Origin of the sequence: Pseudomonas sp. XWY-1 (genome assembly GCF_002953115.1) — a bacterium.
Classification (GTDB): Bacteria; Pseudomonadota; Gammaproteobacteria; order Pseudomonadales; family Pseudomonadaceae; genus Aquipseudomonas; species Aquipseudomonas alloputida.
In genome coordinates, this window is the sequence record NZ_CP026332.1 from 3,507,481 (window position 1) to 3,524,891 (window position 17,411).

16 protein-coding genes are annotated in these 17,411 nt (G+C 64.1%); 8 read left to right on the forward strand and 8 right to left on the reverse strand.

Annotated features, from left to right (window positions below; genetic code table 11):
- Positions 1–30: 30 nt before the first annotated feature.
- From PRJ_RS16320 to pedF, 4 genes are read right to left on the reverse strand one after another with little or no spacing between them, the layout of a single operon-like run.
- On the reverse strand, positions 31–954 hold the full coding sequence (locus PRJ_RS16320) for a quinoprotein relay system zinc metallohydrolase 1 (RefSeq protein ID WP_104961964.1): 924 nt from the start codon (positions 952–954) through the stop codon (positions 31–33).
- 38 nt (positions 955–992) lie between these two features.
- Complete coding sequence (locus PRJ_RS16325) at positions 993–1,754, reverse strand: quinoprotein dehydrogenase-associated SoxYZ-like carrier (RefSeq protein ID WP_019436701.1); 762 nt, start codon at positions 1,752–1,754, stop codon at positions 993–995.
- An 8-nt stretch (positions 1,755–1,762) separates the two neighbouring features.
- A complete protein-coding gene (locus PRJ_RS16330) occupies positions 1,763–2,638 on the reverse strand; it encodes an ABC transporter substrate-binding protein (protein ID WP_012052781.1) in 876 nt (291 codons plus the stop codon).
- 5 nt (positions 2,639–2,643) lie between these two features.
- The gene (pedF, locus tag PRJ_RS16335; protein ID WP_010953594.1) at positions 2,644–3,105 is read right to left on the reverse strand and encodes a cytochrome c-550 PedF; all 462 of its coding nucleotides are present in this window, start codon (positions 3,103–3,105) and stop codon (positions 2,644–2,646) included.
- 254 nt (positions 3,106–3,359) lie between these two features.
- Between pedF and exaA the strand changes: the two genes are divergently transcribed.
- Both exaA and PRJ_RS16345 read left to right on the forward strand, forming a co-directional pair.
- Positions 3,360–5,255: a quinoprotein ethanol dehydrogenase gene (gene exaA / locus PRJ_RS16340; RefSeq protein WP_104961965.1), complete on the forward strand. Its 1,896-nt coding sequence runs from the start codon at positions 3,360–3,362 to the stop codon at positions 5,253–5,255.
- Positions 5,256–5,321: 66 nt separating this feature from the next.
- Positions 5,322–5,981 carry a pentapeptide repeat-containing protein gene (locus PRJ_RS16345; RefSeq protein WP_104961966.1) on the forward strand — a complete coding sequence of 220 codons (660 nt, stop codon included), beginning with the start codon at positions 5,322–5,324 and terminating at the stop codon, positions 5,979–5,981.
- Between the two features lie 823 nt (positions 5,982–6,804).
- On the opposite strand, the gene PRJ_RS16355 is transcribed toward PRJ_RS16345, so the two are convergent.
- Both PRJ_RS16355 and PRJ_RS16360 read right to left on the reverse strand, forming a co-directional pair.
- On the reverse strand, positions 6,805–7,443 hold the full coding sequence (locus tag PRJ_RS16355; RefSeq protein ID WP_003254098.1) for a response regulator transcription factor: 639 nt from the start codon (positions 7,441–7,443) through the stop codon (positions 6,805–6,807).
- Positions 7,443–8,717: a histidine kinase gene (locus PRJ_RS16360; RefSeq protein WP_104961967.1), complete on the reverse strand. Its 1,275-nt coding sequence runs from the start codon at positions 8,715–8,717 to the stop codon at positions 7,443–7,445. The genes PRJ_RS16355 and PRJ_RS16360 overlap by 1 nt, the downstream gene beginning before the upstream one ends.
- Positions 8,718–8,867: 150 nt before the next feature.
- Here PRJ_RS16360 and PRJ_RS16365 point away from each other — a divergent pair, with 150 nt between their 5' ends.
- The 6 genes from PRJ_RS16365 (at position 8,868) to PRJ_RS16390 (ending at position 14,200) form a co-directional block, all read left to right on the forward strand.
- Positions 8,868–10,061 carry an ABC transporter substrate-binding protein gene (locus PRJ_RS16365; RefSeq protein WP_104961968.1) on the forward strand — a complete coding sequence of 398 codons (1,194 nt, stop codon included), beginning with the start codon at positions 8,868–8,870 and terminating at the stop codon, positions 10,059–10,061.
- Between the two features lie 30 nt (positions 10,062–10,091).
- Entirely contained in the window at positions 10,092–11,081 is a 990-nt protein-coding gene (locus PRJ_RS16370; RefSeq protein WP_104961969.1) for a YVTN family beta-propeller repeat protein, read from the forward strand.
- Positions 11,078–11,818 carry an ABC transporter ATP-binding protein gene (locus tag PRJ_RS16375; protein ID WP_003254104.1) on the forward strand — a complete coding sequence of 247 codons (741 nt, stop codon included), beginning with the start codon at positions 11,078–11,080 and terminating at the stop codon, positions 11,816–11,818. Before PRJ_RS16370 ends, PRJ_RS16375 begins: the two co-directional genes overlap by 4 nt.
- Positions 11,815–12,606, forward strand: a complete 792-nt coding sequence (locus PRJ_RS16380; protein ID WP_010953586.1) for an ABC transporter permease — start codon at positions 11,815–11,817, stop codon at positions 12,604–12,606. Before PRJ_RS16375 ends, PRJ_RS16380 begins: the two co-directional genes overlap by 4 nt.
- Positions 12,607–12,919: 313 nt before the next feature.
- Positions 12,920–13,480, forward strand: a complete 561-nt coding sequence (locus PRJ_RS16385; protein ID WP_020193874.1) for a PQQ-dependent catabolism-associated CXXCW motif protein — start codon at positions 12,920–12,922, stop codon at positions 13,478–13,480.
- A gap of 54 nt (positions 13,481–13,534) precedes the next feature.
- A complete protein-coding gene (locus PRJ_RS16390) occupies positions 13,535–14,200 on the forward strand; it encodes a response regulator transcription factor (protein WP_003254108.1) in 666 nt (221 codons plus the stop codon).
- A gap of 45 nt (positions 14,201–14,245) precedes the next feature.
- Here PRJ_RS16390 and PRJ_RS16395 read toward each other — a convergent pair whose 3' ends face one another.
- On the reverse strand, positions 14,246–16,144 hold the full coding sequence (locus PRJ_RS16395) for a NahK/ErcS family hybrid sensor histidine kinase/response regulator (RefSeq protein WP_104961970.1): 1,899 nt from the start codon (positions 16,142–16,144) through the stop codon (positions 14,246–14,248).
- The gene (gene nosP / locus PRJ_RS16400; protein ID WP_014591394.1) at positions 16,113–17,276 is read right to left on the reverse strand and encodes a nitric oxide-sensing protein NosP; all 1,164 of its coding nucleotides are present in this window, start codon (positions 17,274–17,276) and stop codon (positions 16,113–16,115) included. Before nosP ends, PRJ_RS16395 begins: the two co-directional genes overlap by 32 nt.
- Positions 17,277–17,411 lie beyond the last annotated feature (135 nt).

Consider the following 17,411-nt stretch of genomic DNA (forward strand, 5'->3'; position numbering starts at 1 on the left):
CGGCACGGGGGCTGACAGGCACAAAAAATGTCATGGCAAGCGCTGCAACTGCTGGCGCTCGTAACGCGGGTACAGGTGGCTGACACTGCGGATCAGCTCATAACGCGTCAGGCTGATCCCGGCAAACCGTTCGGGAATGGGGCTGCGGATCATCTCGGCCATGTCGTCACCGCGCGCCGCGCCATCACGCATCAGGCCATCGAGCCAGCCCAGGTAGTCACGCATCTGCACGAACGGCTGCGCATCACTGGCCAACGGGCCATGCCCGGGTACAAGCTGTTTCCAGGGCAGTGCCTGCAGGGTATCCAGGTCCTTGAGCCACACGTCCAGCCCCGGGCTGTTGGGCGTGGTCAGGGCGCGGTCGTAGAACACCAGGTCGCCGGCAAACAGCACGCCGGTCTTTTCATCGAAAATCGCCAGGTCGGCCCCCGTATGCCCGCCCAGCCCCAGCAACCTCAGGCGGTGCCCGCCCACCTCATGCACCCCCGGCTGCAGCACCCGGGTCGGCAGCACCACCTCGGTACCGCGCATCCAGTCGCCGACCAGGCGATACATGTTCTCGGCCATGGCATCGCCTTGCTGGCGCAGCAGGTCGCGGGTGCCGGCCAGGGCACCGATCGGCACATCGGCAAAGGCCTGGTTGCCCAGCACATGGTCCGGATGATGATGGGTCAACAGCACTTCCACTACCGGCTTGTCGGTGAGGGTGGCAATTGCCTTGCGCAATGCCTCGCCATAGCCTTTCGACAGCCCGCTGTCGATCACCACCACACCGCTGTCGGTGACGATGAACGCAGTGTTGACCACATTGCCGCCATTGGCCTTGGCGAAATTGTCGGTGCTGCCTTCCAGCAACCAGGTGCCCTCGGCGATCTGCCGGGGTGTGAGCCGGTACGCCAGATCAGCCTGGGCCGGCAGCCCCAGGCACAGCAGCAACAACAGGATCCAACGCATGATGGTGCCTCGGGTCAGGGTGAAATCAGACAACGCGCTCAGGGCAGCGCCGCCTCGAACTGGTTGCCGCTGTTGTCCCGCAACAGCAGCCGTGTTGGCCCGGGGCCCTGAATGTCAAAGCCCAGGTTGGGGTTTTCGCTGACCGCCGGGTACAGCTCCAGGCTGGCCAGGCGCTGGCCATCTGCACCTTGCAACTCGGCATGGTTGAGAAAGAACTCAGGAATGCCGCTGACCAGGCCGTTATCCATGGGGTGGGCCACCTGCAGGCGCAGGCGGCTGCTGTCGCCACGCGGGTAGCGCCCGCCCAGCACCTCCCCGAGGTGCTCCTCCCAGCCGGGCTGGGTGCGCACCACGCTGGGTGCAGTACAACCGCCGCCGGCAGCATCGATCAGGGTCGAACCAACGTGCCACAGGCCATCGCGTGTCAGTACGGCGGCGCGCAACGGTGTGGCCTGTTCGATGCGGATGCGGATCGACAACCAGGGCAACACGCGCTCGCCGGGCTGAAAGTCGACGATGCGCGGCAGAGGGTTCAGTTCTGCCCAGGCGATAATCCGCACCACATCGCCCGTGAACGCCCGGGCGTCGATCTCCAGCGGTACCTGCCGTGCATCCTCGGCAAAGGGCGGCGCCAGAAGCTTCACACGGTCATCGAACACGAACGCCGCCTGCCCCAGCAACTGCTTGTGGTAGAAGTCCCACATCACGGAAGGCACCGGGTCTGTGTGGGTGCCTTGTGTCGCAGCCTGGGCGGCCCAGGGCATCCAGCAGGCCAGCAGGAAAGTTGCTCGCCAGTTCATGGCCACTCCTATTGATACATCTCCGGGACCTCGTAACGCAGGCCGTATGCGGCATACATCGCCTTGAGCCGGCCATCGCGAATCATCGCTTCCATGGCCTCCTCCACCGCGTAGGCCAACTGCCGGTTGCTTTCATGCACGGCCATGCCGATTTCCCAGGCCTGTTTGCCGAGGTTCGGGTAGGCGTTCTCTGCCAAGGCCAGTTGTGGGTCGGCGGCCTGGTGCAGCTGCCAGTCAACCTCGCCGCGCATCGCCATCACTGCGTCTACCTGGCCGGCCTGCATCGCAGCAAAAGCCTGCTGCACGCTGGGGTAATGATGGGTCCTGGCGCTGAGCATGCCGTTGAACACCGACGTCAGGTAAAACGACGGCACGCTGTCCACCTCGACCCCGATAGGATGCTGCTGGAATACCGCGACACTGGCCACTGAGGCCAGGCGACGGCGATCGTAGGCCACCTGCCAACGCTCCTGCTGATAGGGGCCGAACATCACCACCTGGGCGTTTTCCAGCTCCCCCAGCTCGTTGCGCCGCTGCGCGTAGGCGCGATCGTAAGGCACCCGCATCATCAGGTCGGCCAATTGCTGATGACGCAGCGGGCTGCCACGCCAGATGTAGTCGCGCAGGTCATCGTCGAGCTTTTCTCCGGGTGGCGCCCAGATCAGTTGCAGGCGTACCCCCAAGGCCGTGGCCAGGGCCTGCGCCAGCTCCACATCGACACCACGCGGCTGGCCGTGGTCCTGAAAACTGTAGGGGGCGAAATCCTTGTACACCGCCACCTTGAGCTCGCCGGCGGCGATGATCGCGTCATAGTTGCGCACCTGCGCCTGGGCCGCCGCGCAACACAGCAGCAGGCCACTCAACAGCACCGCCCACAGACGCATGGCCGTCACTCCTCGACGTGCACGCTGTCCAGGTAGGTGCGCACCGCCCACAGGGCTTCCTGGCTGAGGTAATCGGCCATCTTCGGCATGTACACGCGGCCGTCGCGAACCGCGCCGTGGCGTACCCGCTCGACGAACCATTCATCGCCGGCATCACCCGCGTCGAGCATGCGCAAGTCAGGCGCGATACCACCCGACTTGGCCTCCAGGCCATGACAGGCAGCGCAGTTCTGGTTGTAGGCCGAGGCGCCGATTTCCACGGCCTTGTCGTGCTCGGGCGAGCTGCGGTACGGGTTGACCGCGGCCCAGCCGTCGCCGTCCAGGCTCACGCCAGTGTCCTTGATCGGAGTCAGGCCCTTGGTCTCCACTGCTTGGGGCACCACGTTGCCATGGGCCCAGGCTGTACCGGTCAGCACGGCTGCGGCCAGCAACCCAGCAGCAAGCAACACATTGCATTTTGTTGTCATTGTTATGCCCTCACCATTGCACACAAAGCCTCAACCACAGAGGCCGTGCCGCCATCTTAGAAACAGCCCGCGGGCGGCCGAATGCTGCTTTGGTGGCCGGGCCTTAATCCCTTGGTAGTAGGGCTTGTGGCGAAGGGCCAATTGAGGTGCCGTGCGGGAACTATTCCCGGCAAGGGCGGGACTTTTTCCGTATCCCGCGACAGCTGCTGCGCCCCACCCTGTGCAGGCCAAAACCTCCACTGGGAACTGCAACCATGACAATAAGATCGCTACCCTCCCTTTCCCCGCTGGCCCTGAGCGTGCGCGTCCTGCTGATAGCCGGTAGCCTGGCCCTGGGCAATGTGGCAACAGCGGCCAGCACACCCGCTGCACCTGCCGGCAAGAACGTCACCTGGGAAGACATCGCCAATGACCACCTGACCACCCGGGACGTGCTGCAGTACGGCATGGGCACCAATGCCCAGCGCTGGAGCCCGCTGGCCCAGGTCAATGACAAGAACGTGTTCAAGCTGACCCCGGCCTGGTCCTACTCCTTCGGCGACGAGAAGCAGCGCGGCCAGGAATCCCAGGCCATCGTCAGCGATGGCGTGGTCTACGTCACCGGCTCGTACTCACGGGTATTCGCCCTCGATGCCAAGACCGGCAAACGCCTGTGGACCTACAACCACCGCCTGCCCGACAACATTCGTCCCTGCTGTGACGTGGTCAACCGCGGGGCGGCGATCTACGGCGACAAGATCTACTTTGGCACCCTCGATGCGCGTGTCATCGCCCTCGACAAGCGCACCGGCAAAGTGGTGTGGAACAAGAAGTTCGGCGACCACAGCGCCGGCTACACCATGACCGGTGCGCCAGTGCTGATCAAGGACAAGACCAGCGGCAAGGTGCTGCTGATCCACGGCAGCTCCGGCGATGAATTCGGCGTGGTCGGCCAGCTGTTCGCACGCGACCCGGACACCGGCGAAGAAGTGTGGATGCGGCCCTTCGTCGAGGGCCACATGGGCCGCCTGAACGGCAAGGACAGCACCCCGACCGGTGACGTCAAGGCGCCGTCCTGGCCAGACGACCCTACCACCGAAACCGGCAAGGTCGAAGCCTGGAGCCACGGCGGCGGAGCCCCTTGGCAAAGCGCGAGCTTCGACCCCGAAACCAACACCATCATTGTCGGCGCTGGCAACCCCGGCCCTTGGAATACCTGGGCGCGCACGTCGAAGGACGGCAACCCGCATGACTTCGACAGCCTGTACACCTCCGGCCAGGTCGGCGTCGACCCGAGCACCGGCGAGGTCAAGTGGTTCTACCAGCACACCCCCAACGATGCCTGGGACTTCTCCGGCAACAACGAGCTGGTGCTGTTCGACTACAAGGACAAGAACGGCAACGTGGTCAAGGCCACCGCCCACGCCGACCGCAACGGTTTCTTCTATGTGGTAGACCGCAACAACGGCAAGCTGCAGAACGCCTTCCCCTTCGTCGACAACATCACCTGGGCCAGCCATATCGACCTGAAGACCGGGCGCCCGGTGGAAAACCCCGGCCAACGCCCGGCCAAGCCGCTGCCGGGTGAAACCAAGGGCAAGCCGGTGGAAGTCTCGCCACCGTTCCTGGGCGGCAAGAACTGGAACCCCATGGCCTACAGCCAGGACACCGGGCTGTTCTACATCCCCGGCAACCAGTGGAAAGAGGAATACTGGACCGAGGAAGTGAACTACAAGAAGGGCTCGGCTTATCTGGGCATGGGCTTCCGTATCAAGCGCATGTACGACGACCATGTCGGCACGTTGCGCGCCATGGACCCGACCACCGGCAAGCTGGTGTGGGAACACAAGGAACACCTGCCGCTGTGGGCCGGGGTGTTGGCGACCAAGGGCAACCTGGTGTTCACCGGCACGGGCGACGGCTTCTTCAAGGCCTTCGACGCCAAGACGGGCAAAGAGCTGTGGAAGTTCCAGACCGGCAGCGGCATCGTCTCGCCGCCCATCACCTGGGAACAGGACGGCGAGCAGTACATCGGCGTAACCGTGGGCTACGGCGGTGCGGTACCGCTGTGGGGTGGCGACATGGCCGAGCTGACCAAACCGGTGGCTCAGGGTGGCTCGTTCTGGGTGTTCAAGATCCCGAGCTGGGACAACAAGACTGCACAGCGTTGACCTGCAGCGGGGAGCGGCCTGCGCCCCTCCCCGTTTCTGCCCTTCTCCTGACCGGAGGCTTTTGCCATGAATTACCTGCCCTTGACCTTGCTGCTGGCGCTATCCCCTGCCCTGGCAGTGAACGCCGACGACGCCGGCAACGATACCCCCTTGACCATCAACGGCTGCGTGATTGCCGAAGCCAGCCAGTGCCCGGGCGTCAACCTGCGCGGCGCCAACCTGGCCAACCAGGACCTGCGCAAGATGAACCTGGCCGGTGCCGACCTGCGCGATGCCGACCTGCGTCACGCCCAGCTGGACCTGGCAAATCTGGAAAAAGCCCGCCTGCAAGGTGCCAACCTGACCCGCGCCAGCCTGCAACAGAGCAATCTGCGCCTGGCCGACCTGAGCAACAGCAAGCTGGTGGCCATTCAGGGCTGGGGCTTGTTCGCCCAGGGCGCACAGTTTGAAAAGGCGGACCTGCGCGCAGCCTACCTGCAATTCGCCAGGCTGTCCGGGGCAAAGCTGCAGCAGGCCAACTTGCAGGCGGCGGACCTGGAGATGGCCTGGTTGAGCAAGGCTGACCTGCAAGAGGCCAACCTGGGCGATGCCAACCTGCAGGAAGCCAAGTTTGGCCAAAGCAACCTGGCACGCGCCGATTTGCGCGGGGCGCGGCAGCATTACGGGAATTTTCAGGAGGCCAACATGGAGGGGTGCAAGGGGTGCCCTGAGACCTGGGACAAATGAGGGGCCTGTAGGAGCGGGTTTACCCGCGAAAGGGCCGGCCCTGCTGGCCAATCCCCACCAGCCGTTCACCGTTGCCGCCGCCTCCGTATTCGCGGGTAAACCCGCTCCTACACACACAGATCGGTGGTGGACACACCTCGAGGGTTGGACACAGCCCGTCGTGTAGGAGCGGGTTCACCCGCGAAAGGGCCGGGCCTGCTGGCCAATCTCCACCCGCCGTTCACCGTTGCCGCCGCTACCGTATTCGCGGGTAAACCCGCTCCTACACACAGATCGGTGGTGGACACGCATCGAGGGTTGGACACAGCCCGTCGTGTAGGAGCGGGTTCACCCGCGAAAGGGCCGGCCCTGCTGGCCAATTTCCACCTGCCGTTCACTGTTGCCGCCGCTACCGTATTCGCGGGTAAACCCGCTCCTACACACACAGATTGGTGGTGGACACACCTCGGTGGTTGGGCGCAGGCCGTCGTAGGAGCGGGTTTACCCGCGAAAGGGCCGGCCCTGCTGGCCAATTTCCACCTGCCGTTCACTGTTGCCGCCGCTACCGTATTCGCGGGTAAACCCGCTCCTACACACACAGATCGGTGGTGGACACGCATCGAGGGTTGGACACAGCCCGTCGTGTAGGAGCGGGTTTACCCGCGAATGGGCCGGCCCTGCTGGCCAATCCCCACCCGCCGTTCACTGTTGCCGCCGCTACCGTATTCGCGGGTAAACCCGCTCCTACACACACAGATCGGTGGTAGACACATGTCGGGGGCTGGACACATTCCGTGGTGCGCGGTGGGCTGCGACGCTGCCCCAACAGGTGCAAGGAAATACCTCACCCCGCCACCCGCACCACCCCCAGATCAATCCCCAGATGCACCAGTTCGGCATGCGAGCTCACCTGCAACTTGCTCTTGAGCAAGGTCAGGTGGTTGGACACGGTCTTGGCACTGATACACAACTGCTCGGCAATCACCCGCGCCGGGGTACCCTTGGCCAGCATCGTGAATATCTCCAGTTCGCGCTGGGTCATGCGCTGCAACCGCGGGTCACTGGTGCTTTGCTGTGACAGGCAAGCCAGCTGGGTGGCCAGGGGCTGCTCGATGTAGGCATGCCCGGCCAACACCCGCTGCACCGCCTCGATCAGCACCTCGGGCGCCGAGTTTTTGGTCAGGTAGCCCGAAGCCCCCGCATCCAACGCCTGGCGCACCAGCGGCAGCTCGTCGTGCATGCTGAAAAACAGCACCCGCAACTGCGGCAGGCGCTGGCGCAGACGGCGGGTGGTTTCCAGGCCACTGATACCGGGCAGGCCAAAATCCATGATCACCAGGTTGGGCACCTGCTCCTGTACCCTGGCCAGCGCCTCTTCACCACTGGCGGCCTCACGCACCTGCACCAATGGCAGCACCGCCCGCAGCAAGCTGGCGTAGCCCTGGCGGACCACGGCGTGGTCATCGACCAACACGATATTCATCACACCTCCTGGGGAATGTTAAGGGCCAGCGCCCAGCCACCCCCCGGGCGGCTGAAAATGCGTAACTCCCCCCCAAGGCTGCGGGCGCGCTCGGCCATCGAGTGCAGGCCTACCCCTGGGCGCTGGGGCTGGTGGGCGCCGCAGCCGTTGTCGCGAATGAACAGGCGCAAGCCCTTGCGACTGCGCTGCAGGCGTACCCGCACCTGGCTGGCACCGGCATGCCGGGCGACGTTGGTCAACGCCTCCTGCAGCAAGCGGTACAAATGCGTTCTGCTCGGCCCAGTCAGCGCCGGCAAGTGCTCGCCAACCCGCAGCCGGCATTCGATGCCCTGGCTGGCCTGCCACTGGCTCACCAACAGCCCGAAGGCCTCGGCCAGCGGCATGTAGTGCAGCGCCACCGGATACAGGTTGTGCACCAGCGCGCGAAAACCTTGCTGCAGGCGCTCGCAATTGAATTCAAGGGCCTGCGCCGTCTGCGTCACCACTTCAGGCTGTTCGGCCACCATACGCAGCAGGCATAGCTGGGCACGCATGCCTGCCAGGTATTGCCCCAGATCATCGTGCAGGGTCTGCGCAAGCTGGGTACGCTCCTGCTCCTGCACTGCCAGCAGGGCCTGGGTCAGCTGGGTATTGTCGGCCTGGGCCTGCTCCAGGGCTGCGGCCATGCGGTTGAAATGTTTGGCCAGCTGGCGCGCTTCCGGCAGGCCGGCTTCGCGCAGGCGTGCCGTCAATTGCCCGCCTGAGACCTGGTGCAAGGCGCCCAGCAGCTCATCCAGCAGGCCCATGGCCCGCCGTACCGCCCAGCGGATGGTCAACAGGCTAAGCAACAACGCCAGGCCACAAACGCCAAGCAGTTGTTGCAGGGAGTCCCAGACTTCATCGATTTCATCCCGCGCATCCACGGCAATCAACACGCGGCGGCCATCACTCAAGTCCAGCAGCCGGCTGCTGTGGTAGCGCTCGCCGAACAACTGGCGGCCAAGCCAGGCATCCATACCGGCCTCTTGCGGCAGCCTTGGCACTTCACCCGCTGCCAGCCAGTGCACCCGCACATGACGCAGGCTCTTGGTCAAGCCGGGCTGCAGGTTTGCCGGGTCGCGTTCGGCGGTGTCGCCCAGGTATGCCACCACGGCTTCGGCTGACTGCAACTCACGCTCGACGTCGGCCACCGCCTGGTGCAACAGCACCCCGGCACAAGCCAGCGTCACCAAGGCGAAGCACAACGTGACCCAGAGGTTGACTCGCCACAGGGCCGACAAGTTGACAAGGCGCACAAGCGGTTCTCCTCAGGCTGTTGTGGACCATCGTAAAACTGCAGCCTGCGCACTGAATTACTACCTTGGTACCGGCCGAGCGCTACTTTCTGCATATTCCCCCCTCCCGGCGGGCTTCCTATGCTGGCGCCATCTGCCGTGGAGTGTGTTATGCGCCAGCCTGCCCACCTTGCCTTGACCTGCCTGCTGGCCTTGGCCGCAACGCTGGCTACGCCCCTGGCGCCCGCTGCTCAGGGCCAGGCCGCAGCCCCGCTGCACATACGCATCGGCTACCTGGGCTATCGCCCCGCCGCTGGCCCGCTGCTGTCCAACGTCATCCCCGAACCCGGCGATGCCGGGCTCCAAGGTGCCGAACTGGCCATTGTCGACAGCAACAGCACCGGGCGCTTCCTGAAGCAGCAATTTCAGCTGACCAGCGCCAATGTCGACAGCCCCGAGGCCCTGCTGCGAGCCGCCAGGGCCCAACATGAACAAGGCCTGCGCCTGTTCGTGGTAAATGCCCCGGCCGCCAGCCTGCGCGCGCTGTCTACCGCCCTGCCCGACAGCCTGCTGTTCAACGCCGGCAGCCCCGACGACAGCCTGCGCAGCAGCCAGTGCCTGGGCAATGTCCTGCACAGCCTGCCGAGCCGGGCCATGCTGGCCGATGCCTTGGCGCAGTTCCTGGTACTGCGCAAATGGCAACGGGCATTGCTGGTGGTCGGCCAGACCCCGGACGATCAGGCGTACGCCGCTGCCCTGCGGCGGTCGGTGAAGCGTTTTGGCGTGCAACTGGTCGCGGAAAAAACCTGGACCTTCGACAACGACCAGCGCCGCAGCGCCCAGGCCGACATGCCGCTGTTCACCCAGACTGCCGAATACGACGTGGTACTGGTGGCAGACGAGCGCGGTGACTTCGGCGAGTACCTGCCCTACCAGACGTGGTATCCACGCCCGGTGGCCGGTACCCAGGGCCTGACCCCCACGGGCTGGCACAAGACCGTGGAAACCTTCGGGGCGGCGCAGTTGCAAAAACGCTTCGAGGCCCAGGCCGGGCGCTGGATGAATGACCGTGACTTCGCCGCCTGGATGGCTGTACGCAGTGTCGCCAGTGCGGCCAGCAAGCTGCGCCTGGCCGAACCTCGCGCGGTTCAGCAACTGCTGCTCAGCGAGCAGTTGCCGCTGGACGGCTTCAAGGGGCGCAAGCTCAGTTACCGCCCGTGGAACGGCGAACTGCGCCAGCCGATCCCGTTGGTTCAGCCCCGCGCCCTGGTCAGCACCTCGCCGCAGGAGGGCTTCCTGCATCCCTTCAACGAAATGGACAGCCTGGGCTATGACAAGCCCGAAGTGACGTGTAGCTACCCCTGACCCGACAACCACAACAATAAGGAATCCGCCATGCGCCGCCCCCTCTTCCACCGGGCCCTGCTTTACCCCAGCCTGCTGTCGGGCGCCCTGGCGCTGGCCAGCAGTCACGCCATGGCTGCCACCGCCTGGGTCTCCAACGAGAAGGACAACAGCCTCAGCCTGATCGACCTGCAAACGCTGGAAGTCACCGAAACCCTGCCGGTGGGCCAGCGCCCGCGTGGCTTGCTGCTGTCACACGACAGCAAGCTGCTGTACATCTGCGCCAGCGACTCGGACCGGGTGCAGGTGATGGACGTGGCCACCCGCAAGATCATCAAGGAGCTGCCTTCCGGCAAGGACCCCGAGCAGTTCGCCCTGCACCCCAACGACCGCTGGCTGTATGTATCAAACGAGGACGATGCGCTGGTGACGGTGATCGACACCGTCACCGACAAGGTGCTCGGGCAGATCGAAGTCGGCATCGAACCCGAAGGCATGGCGGTCAGCCCCGACGGCAAGTGGGCGGTCAACACCAGCGAAACCACCAACATGCTGCACTGGATCGACACCAGCACCCAGACCCTGGCCGACAGCACGCTGGTCGACCAGCGCCCGCGCTTCGTCGAGTTCAGCAAAGACGGTTCGCGCCTGTGGGCCTCGGCAGAAATCGGCGGCACGGTGACCATACTCGACGTGGCCACGCGCCAGGTGCTGAAAACCCTGAACTTCCAGATCAAGGGCGTGCACCCGGACAAAGTCCAGCCAGTGGGCATCAAGCTCAGCGCCGATGGCAAGTACGCCTTCGTCGCCCTGGGCCCGGCCAACCACGTGGCGGTGATCGATGCCAAGACCTTTGATGTGCTCGACTACCTGCTGGTCGGGCGGCGGGTCTGGCAGCTGGCATTCACCCCGGATCAGAGCCAGTTGCTGGCCACCAACGGTGTCAGCGGTGACGTTTCGGTCATCGATGCGAAGCAGCTCAAAGTGCTCAAGTCGGTGAAGGTCGGGCGCTACCCCTGGGGCGTGGTGGTGACACCATGAACGCCCTCGACGTCAGTGACGTGAGCTTTGCCTATGGCCAGCGCGAGGCACTCCGGCAGGTCGGTTTCAGCCTGGCACCCGGGCGCTTCGCGGCATTGCTGGGCCCCAATGGTGCCGGCAAGTCGACCTTGATCGCCCTGCTCACACGCTTGTACGACCTGCAGCATGGCGACATCCGCGTGTGCGGCTGCTCGCTGCGCAACGCTGCACGCCCGGCCTTGCGCCAGCTGGGTGTGGTGTTTCAGCAAAGCACCCTGGACCTGGACCTGAGCGTTGAGCAGAACCTGCGCTACCACGCCGCCTTGCATGGCCTGTCGCGGCGTCAGAGCCACCTGCGGGTCGAGGCCGAACTTGCCCGCCAAGGCCTTGGCGAACGCCGGCGCGATCGTGTGCGTGAGCTGAACATCGGCCATCGGCGGCGGGTGGAAATTGCCCGCGCGCTGCTGCATGAACCGCGCCTGCTGCTGCTGGACGAAGCCAGCGTCGGCCTCGATCCGGCCAGCCGCCTGGCGCTTAACCAGCACCTGCGCCGGCTGTGCCGCGAGCAGCAGCTCAGTGTGCTGTGGGCCACTCACCTGCTGGACGAAGTGCAGCCCAGCGATGACCTGTTGATTCTGCATCAGGGGCGCCTGGTGGCCAGTGGCACCGCCGATGCGCTGAGCCTTGAGCACGGCGGTGACCTCGATCACGCCTTTGCCCGCCTGACCAACGCCCCCTCAGGAGCCAACGCCCGATGAACGCTTACTGGCAATGTTTCAACGGCATCATGCTGCGCGAATGGCTGCGCTTCGTGCTGCAGCGTACACGCCTGCTCAGCGCGCTGGTGCGCCCGCTACTGTGGTTGCTGGTATTCGCTGCCGGGTTTCGCGCAGCGCTGGGCATTGCCATCATCGAGCCCTACGACACCTACATCCCCTACGAGGTGTACATCATCCCCGGCCTGGCCTGCATGATTCTGCTGTTCAACGGCATGCAGGGCTCGCTGTCGATGGTCTACGACCGCGAGATGGGCAGCATGCGCGTGTTGCTGACCAGCCCGCTGCCACGCCCGTTCCTGCTGGGCAGCAAACTGCTGGCAACTTCATTGATTTCCCTGCTGCAAGTCTATGCATTCCTCGCCATCGCCTGGTTATACGGGGTACAACCACCGGCAGCGGGCTTGCTGATGGCGCTGCCAGCGTTGCTGCTGGTGGCCTTCATGCTCAGTGCCCTGGGGCTATTGCTGTCGAACGCCATCCGCCAGCTGGAGAACTTCGCCGGGGTGATGAACTTCGTGATCTTCCCGCTGTTCTTCCTGTCGTCGGCGCTGTACCCGTTGTGGAAAATGCGCGAGGCCAGCCAGTGGTTGTACTGGCTGTGTGCTGTGAACCCGTTCACCCATGCCGTAGAGCTGGTGCGGTTTGCACTGTATGAGCGGTTGAACCTGCTGGCGCTGGCGGTGTGCCTGGGCTTGACCGCATTGTTCACCCTGCTGGCGATCCTCACCTTCAACCCCCAGCATGCAGCGCTGCGCAAGCCGCGCTGAAAACCTGGCGTGCAACGCGTGTGGGAGCGGCCTTGTGTCGCGATTGGGCCGCAAAGCGGCCCCGACCATGTGTGCGGTGCAGCTGAAATCGGGGGCCGCTTTGCGGCCCTTTCGCGACACAAGGCCGCTCCCACACGGATCGCGCCAGCTTTCAGAAATTGAGCAAGACAGTTGCCCCCGCACCTTGGGCGTCTCCATGCCTTCAGGCGCCCGGCCATCTACTACTTTAGTACTGCATTTACTGTCTATCGTCGCATTCACAAAGCACCGCCACTGGCATGTAATGAGTCCATAACAAAAAGGAAAAACCGCCATGCCACGTGCCCTGCCCCGGCTGCCACGCCCTTTGCTGGCGGTACTTTCGCTGAGCCTGACGCTAGGTATAGCCCAGGCTGACACGGCGCCGCTGTTCTCCGCCGACGGCTATCGCACCACGCACTATCGCAGCCCGACCCCGCAACAGGTCGAAGGCGGCCAGGTCGTCGACACCGCCACATTGCAAGGCCTGCTGGGCCAGACGCCCCGGCCGGTGCTGATCGACGTCTATCGCCGTCAATGGCTGCAAGGTCGCTTCATCGAAGACGAACCGCACAGCAACCTCCCCGGCAGCCTATGGCTGGCCAACACCGGCGACGGCGCACTGAGCCCGGCATGGCAGGACTACTTCGTGCGTAACCTGCAAAAAGCCACGGCCGGGCACCCGGACCAACCACTGGTCTTTTACTGCCGCTCCGATTGCTGGTTAAGCTGGAACGCGGTAAAACGCGCGAAAGCCTTGGGCTATAACAACCTGTATTGGTACCGCGACGGCCTGGATGCCTGGCAGCAAGCCAACCTGCCATTGCAGCCGGCACAACCGGTGCCGTTCCCCTGAGATGCCTGCGTATGCGTGCCCCGCTCCATCCAATAAAAACAAGGTGAAAAGGCCATGTACAAAATTCTGATTGCCGACGATCACCCCCTGTTTCGCGAAGCCATCCACAATGTCATCAGCGATGGTTTCCAGGGCAGCGAGGTCATGGAGACCGCCGACCTTGAAAGCGCCCTGGCCCTGACCCAGGCGCATGACGACCTCGACCTGATCCTGCTCGACCTGAACATGCCCGGCATGCACGGCCTCAACGGCCTGATCACCCTGCGCAACGAGGCGCCGACCACGCCGGTGGTCATCGTTTCGGCCGAGCAGGAAAAGCAGATCGTGCTGCAGGCCATTACCTACGGTGCCGTGGGCTTCATCACCAAGTCGTCGCCACGCTCACAGATGATCGAAGCGATCGAGCAGATCCTCAATGGCAACGTCTACCTGCCGCCAGACATCATCCGCGCGCAAAAAAGCAGTACCAGCCGGCGCCATAACGATGCCCCGAGCTTCCCGCCGGAAATGCTCCAGGCCCTGACCCGCAAGCAACTGCTGGTGCTCGAGCGCATGACCAAAGGCGAATCGAACAAGCAGATCGCCTACACGCTGGACATCGCCGAAACCACAGTCAAGGCCCACGTTTCGGCGATCTTGCGCAAACTCAATGTGCACAACCGGGTACAAGCCATCCTCAGTGCTGGCGATATCGATTTTGCTGATTATCTGCGCCGTTGACCTGTTCCGGCCGCTTCGCGGGTAAACCCGCGAAGCGGCCAACCGCTATGCCACGCCACTGGCCAGCAGATGGCTCATCGCCGTCTTGAGCTTCATTGGCCGTACGGGCTTGTGCATCAGCGTGTGACCCAGCTCGCGGATCTGCTGCTTGAGATCGTTGCTGTAGTTGGCAGTGATCATCAGCGCCGGTAGCGGCTGGGCACGGCGGGCATTGATCCGCGCTACGGCGTCGACACCATTGCAGTCATTGTCCAGGTGGTAGTCGGCAATCAGCAGGTCGGCCTCGGCGTGGTAGTTGTCCACCTGGCGCGCCAGGTCTTCCTCCGACAGCGCAGTGACCACCCAGCAGCCCCAACCTTCCAGCAAGGTGCGCATGCCCGCGCAAATCGCCGCATCGTTATCCAGCACCCACACCCGCGCCCCGCGCAGGCGTTCGAGCATTGGCTCGCAGATCGCCTGGCTCGGCTGGGCCTTGGGTGCAGTGGCGCTCAGCGGCACCTCGACAGCGAACACCGAGCCTTTGCCCAGCCATGAACGCACGCGGATCCGGTGGCCGAGGATGCCGGCGATCTTCTCCACGATTGCCAGGCCCAGGCCCAGGCCACGGTCCTGGTCCGGGCGCTGCACATCACCCCGCTTGAACTCCAGGAACATGTCTTCCAGGTGTTCTTCGGCAATGCCGATGCCGCTGTCCCAAACTTCAATCCGCACGCCACCGCGCAGGCGCCGACACCCCAGCACCACGCGCCCGCTGCGGGTGTAGCGGATGGCATTGCTGAGCAGGTTGCGCAAGATGCGCGCCAGCAGCTGGATGTCACTGCGCACGACGGCAGAACACCCCACAAAATGCAGCTCTAACCCTTCGCTACGCGCCACCTGGGCGTATTCGGCAGCCAGGTTTTCCATCAGTTCGTGGAGGGCGAACGGGGCGACATCGGCCTTGATCACGCCAGCATCGAGCTTGGAAATATCCACCAGCGTGCCTAACAGGTTTTCTACATCCTCCAGCGAATTGCTGACATTACGCACCAGTTGGGCAGCGTTTTGCGGCGCGTCGCGCTCGAGCAACGCGCTGGTGAACAGCCGCGCCGCGTTCAGCGGTTGCAGCAGGTCATGGCTGACCGCAGCAAGGAACTTGGTTTTCGACAGGTTGGCCTGCTCGGCCTCGCGCTTGGCCTCGCGCAGACGCGACTCGGCCTGGCTGCGCTCTTCGATTTCGCGCAGCAACTGGTCGTTGAGGCTGGTCAGTTCGGCAGTGCGCTCGCGCACCCGTTGCTCCAGGTGCTGATACGCCTGGTGCAACGCCTGTGCGGTATTGCGGCGCTCGGTGATGTCGCGGATCAGCACGAAGATGCCCACCACTTCGCCACTGGCCAGGCGGTTCGGTACGTAAGAACGCAGCATGTAGCGTTCCTGCCCGTTGATATTGGTCTCGGCGAACTCGAACGTCACGCTCTCCCCCGCCAGCGCCCGCGCCACATAGCCTTCCAGGCGCTGGTAGTGCTGCTCGCTGTGGGCCTCGCGCAGGCTCTGGCCCAGCATCACGCCATGCGGCCAGCAATACCACTCTTCGTAAACCTTGTTGGTGAATTCGTAGACCAGATCGGCGTTCAGGTAGGCGATCAGTGCCGGTACGTTGTCGGTAATCAGGCGAATCTGGTGCTGGTGGGCCGTCTCGGCCCGCTGCCGGGCCTCGCTGAGCAGGCGGTTGACGGCCTTGAGCTCGGCCATGGCCTGGTTCAACGCATCGGTGCGTTCGCGCACCTGCTCGGCCAGCACCACCGAATGCTGGAACGCGGCGTATGGGTCGTTGCCCCGGGTCACGCCCGACTCGATGCGCTCGATCAGTGCGTCATTGATGCGCTGCAGCTTGTGGTTCTGATGCTGCAGCCGGGTCAGCTCGGCCTGCAGTTCAGCGACCGACAGGAGGCCGGTTGCGGGCAATGGCGACCCCGGTGAAGGTCTGGTTGATGTGCATGCCATTGAACTGTTCTCCGTAGGTGTTGAAGCCAATCACCCGTTGCTCGCGCAGGAACGCGCCGACCGGCTCCAGGCCGTGGTGGGCCTCCAGTTCCAGCCGCCGCAGGAAACAATCACAACCGATGGTCAGCAGCAACGGTCCGAGACGCTGGTGCAGGCCATCGAACAGCTGGTGCAGGTTCGGCAACAGCGGGCCCGGGGTCATGGCCGTGAGCACGATGCCGTTCTCCACCGCGCAGTAGAAGCTCAAGCTGAGGTCAGGATGCATTTGCTGGATCGCCCGCACGTAGTACTGATCATGAATGCGCACGGCCAGCGGGTGGGCGGCGAACACCCGGTGATCGAGCGCAGCCACGGGCACACCGATGTGGCGGGCATATTCCTCGGCCGCCGGCTCGGCATTCAGTTCGAAAACCCGGCGCTGGGCGCTGTCGGCGCCGGTTACCACCAGCTTTTCCTGGCGCGGCAGGATGTGATGCGTGGTGAACACTTCGAAGTCGAGCCAGGTGTTGACCAGCACCACCACGGCTGCGCCGTTGTGGAATGCACCGCCGTAATACACATGGGTGCGGTTCAGGTAGTTGTCGTCACCGGCCGAGCCGCCGAAGTGCGGGATATCCCCCAGGGCTGCGCTGAGTGCGGCAAGCACCATCTCCTCGCGGCTGGACAAGCCATCGAGCAGCGTGAGTGCAAAGCTGTGGCCCTTGATTGGCGCCAGGGTATTGCTGCGGCAGGTGCCGACCAACCGCTCGACCATCTGCTGCGCGTCGATCAGGCTGAAGCGCTCCATTTCATCGATCAACGCGGTGGCGATCGAAAAGTGCCGGTGATCGAAGCCCACCGCCGTCACGCAATTGCGGCCGTAGCCCAGCGGGGTGATTTCACCGGCGCTGGTGCAGCCGACCAGGCGTATGCCGCCAAAGTCCTGTTCCAATGCTTCGCCCAAAGCCTGCAAGTCGTATTCGGCGGAGCAGAAGAACAACACGAAACCCAGGTGCGGGTGCAGCAACTGCCGCGCCAGGTCCTGAGCGGCCAGCCGTGCGTCGGTAGCCTGAGACATGGCACTGACCACACCGTCGTTATGAGCCTGCTGCATCGTGGTCTCCGGCACGGGGTGGCTGAGTGATCAGTTTAAGGAGCGGGTGGTGGGTGACGAATGCTACTTGGGTAGCGGGTGGGCGGTTCCATGGGCGTAAAAGACCGTGTCATTCGGGGCCGCCTTGCGGCCCCG

Bases quoted from the DNA above. Each gene is read 5' to 3' on its own strand.
- PRJ_RS16330 (WP_012052781.1), bottom strand. From the start codon at position 2,638: ATGCGTCTGTGGGCGGTGCTGTTGAGTGGCCTGCTGCTGTGTTGCGCG.
- PRJ_RS16365 (WP_104961968.1), top strand. From the start codon at position 8,868: ATGCGCCAGCCTGCCCACCTTGCCTTGACCTGCCTGCTGGCCTTGGCC.
- pedF (WP_010953594.1), bottom strand. From the start codon at position 3,105: ATGACAACAAAATGCAATGTGTTGCTTGCTGCTGGGTTGCTGGCCGCA.
- PRJ_RS16380 (WP_010953586.1), top strand. From the start codon at position 11,815: ATGAACGCTTACTGGCAATGTTTCAACGGCATCATGCTGCGCGAATGG.
- exaA (WP_104961965.1), top strand. From the start codon at position 3,360: ATGACAATAAGATCGCTACCCTCCCTTTCCCCGCTGGCCCTGAGCGTG.
- PRJ_RS16370 (WP_104961969.1), top strand. From the start codon at position 10,092: ATGCGCCGCCCCCTCTTCCACCGGGCCCTGCTTTACCCCAGCCTGCTG.
- PRJ_RS16325 (WP_019436701.1), bottom strand. From the start codon at position 1,754: ATGAACTGGCGAGCAACTTTCCTGCTGGCCTGCTGGATGCCCTGGGCC.
- PRJ_RS16320 (WP_104961964.1), bottom strand. From the start codon at position 954: ATGCGTTGGATCCTGTTGTTGCTGCTGTGCCTGGGGCTGCCGGCCCAG.
- nosP (WP_014591394.1), bottom strand. From the start codon at position 17,276: ATGCAGCAGGCTCATAACGACGGTGTGGTCAGTGCCATGTCTCAGGCT.
- PRJ_RS16375 (WP_003254104.1), top strand. From the start codon at position 11,078: ATGAACGCCCTCGACGTCAGTGACGTGAGCTTTGCCTATGGCCAGCGC.
- PRJ_RS16385 (WP_020193874.1), top strand. From the start codon at position 12,920: ATGCCACGTGCCCTGCCCCGGCTGCCACGCCCTTTGCTGGCGGTACTT.
- PRJ_RS16390 (WP_003254108.1), top strand. From the start codon at position 13,535: ATGTACAAAATTCTGATTGCCGACGATCACCCCCTGTTTCGCGAAGCC.
- PRJ_RS16345 (WP_104961966.1), top strand. From the start codon at position 5,322: ATGAATTACCTGCCCTTGACCTTGCTGCTGGCGCTATCCCCTGCCCTG.
- PRJ_RS16355 (WP_003254098.1), bottom strand. From the start codon at position 7,443: ATGAATATCGTGTTGGTCGATGACCACGCCGTGGTCCGCCAGGGCTAC.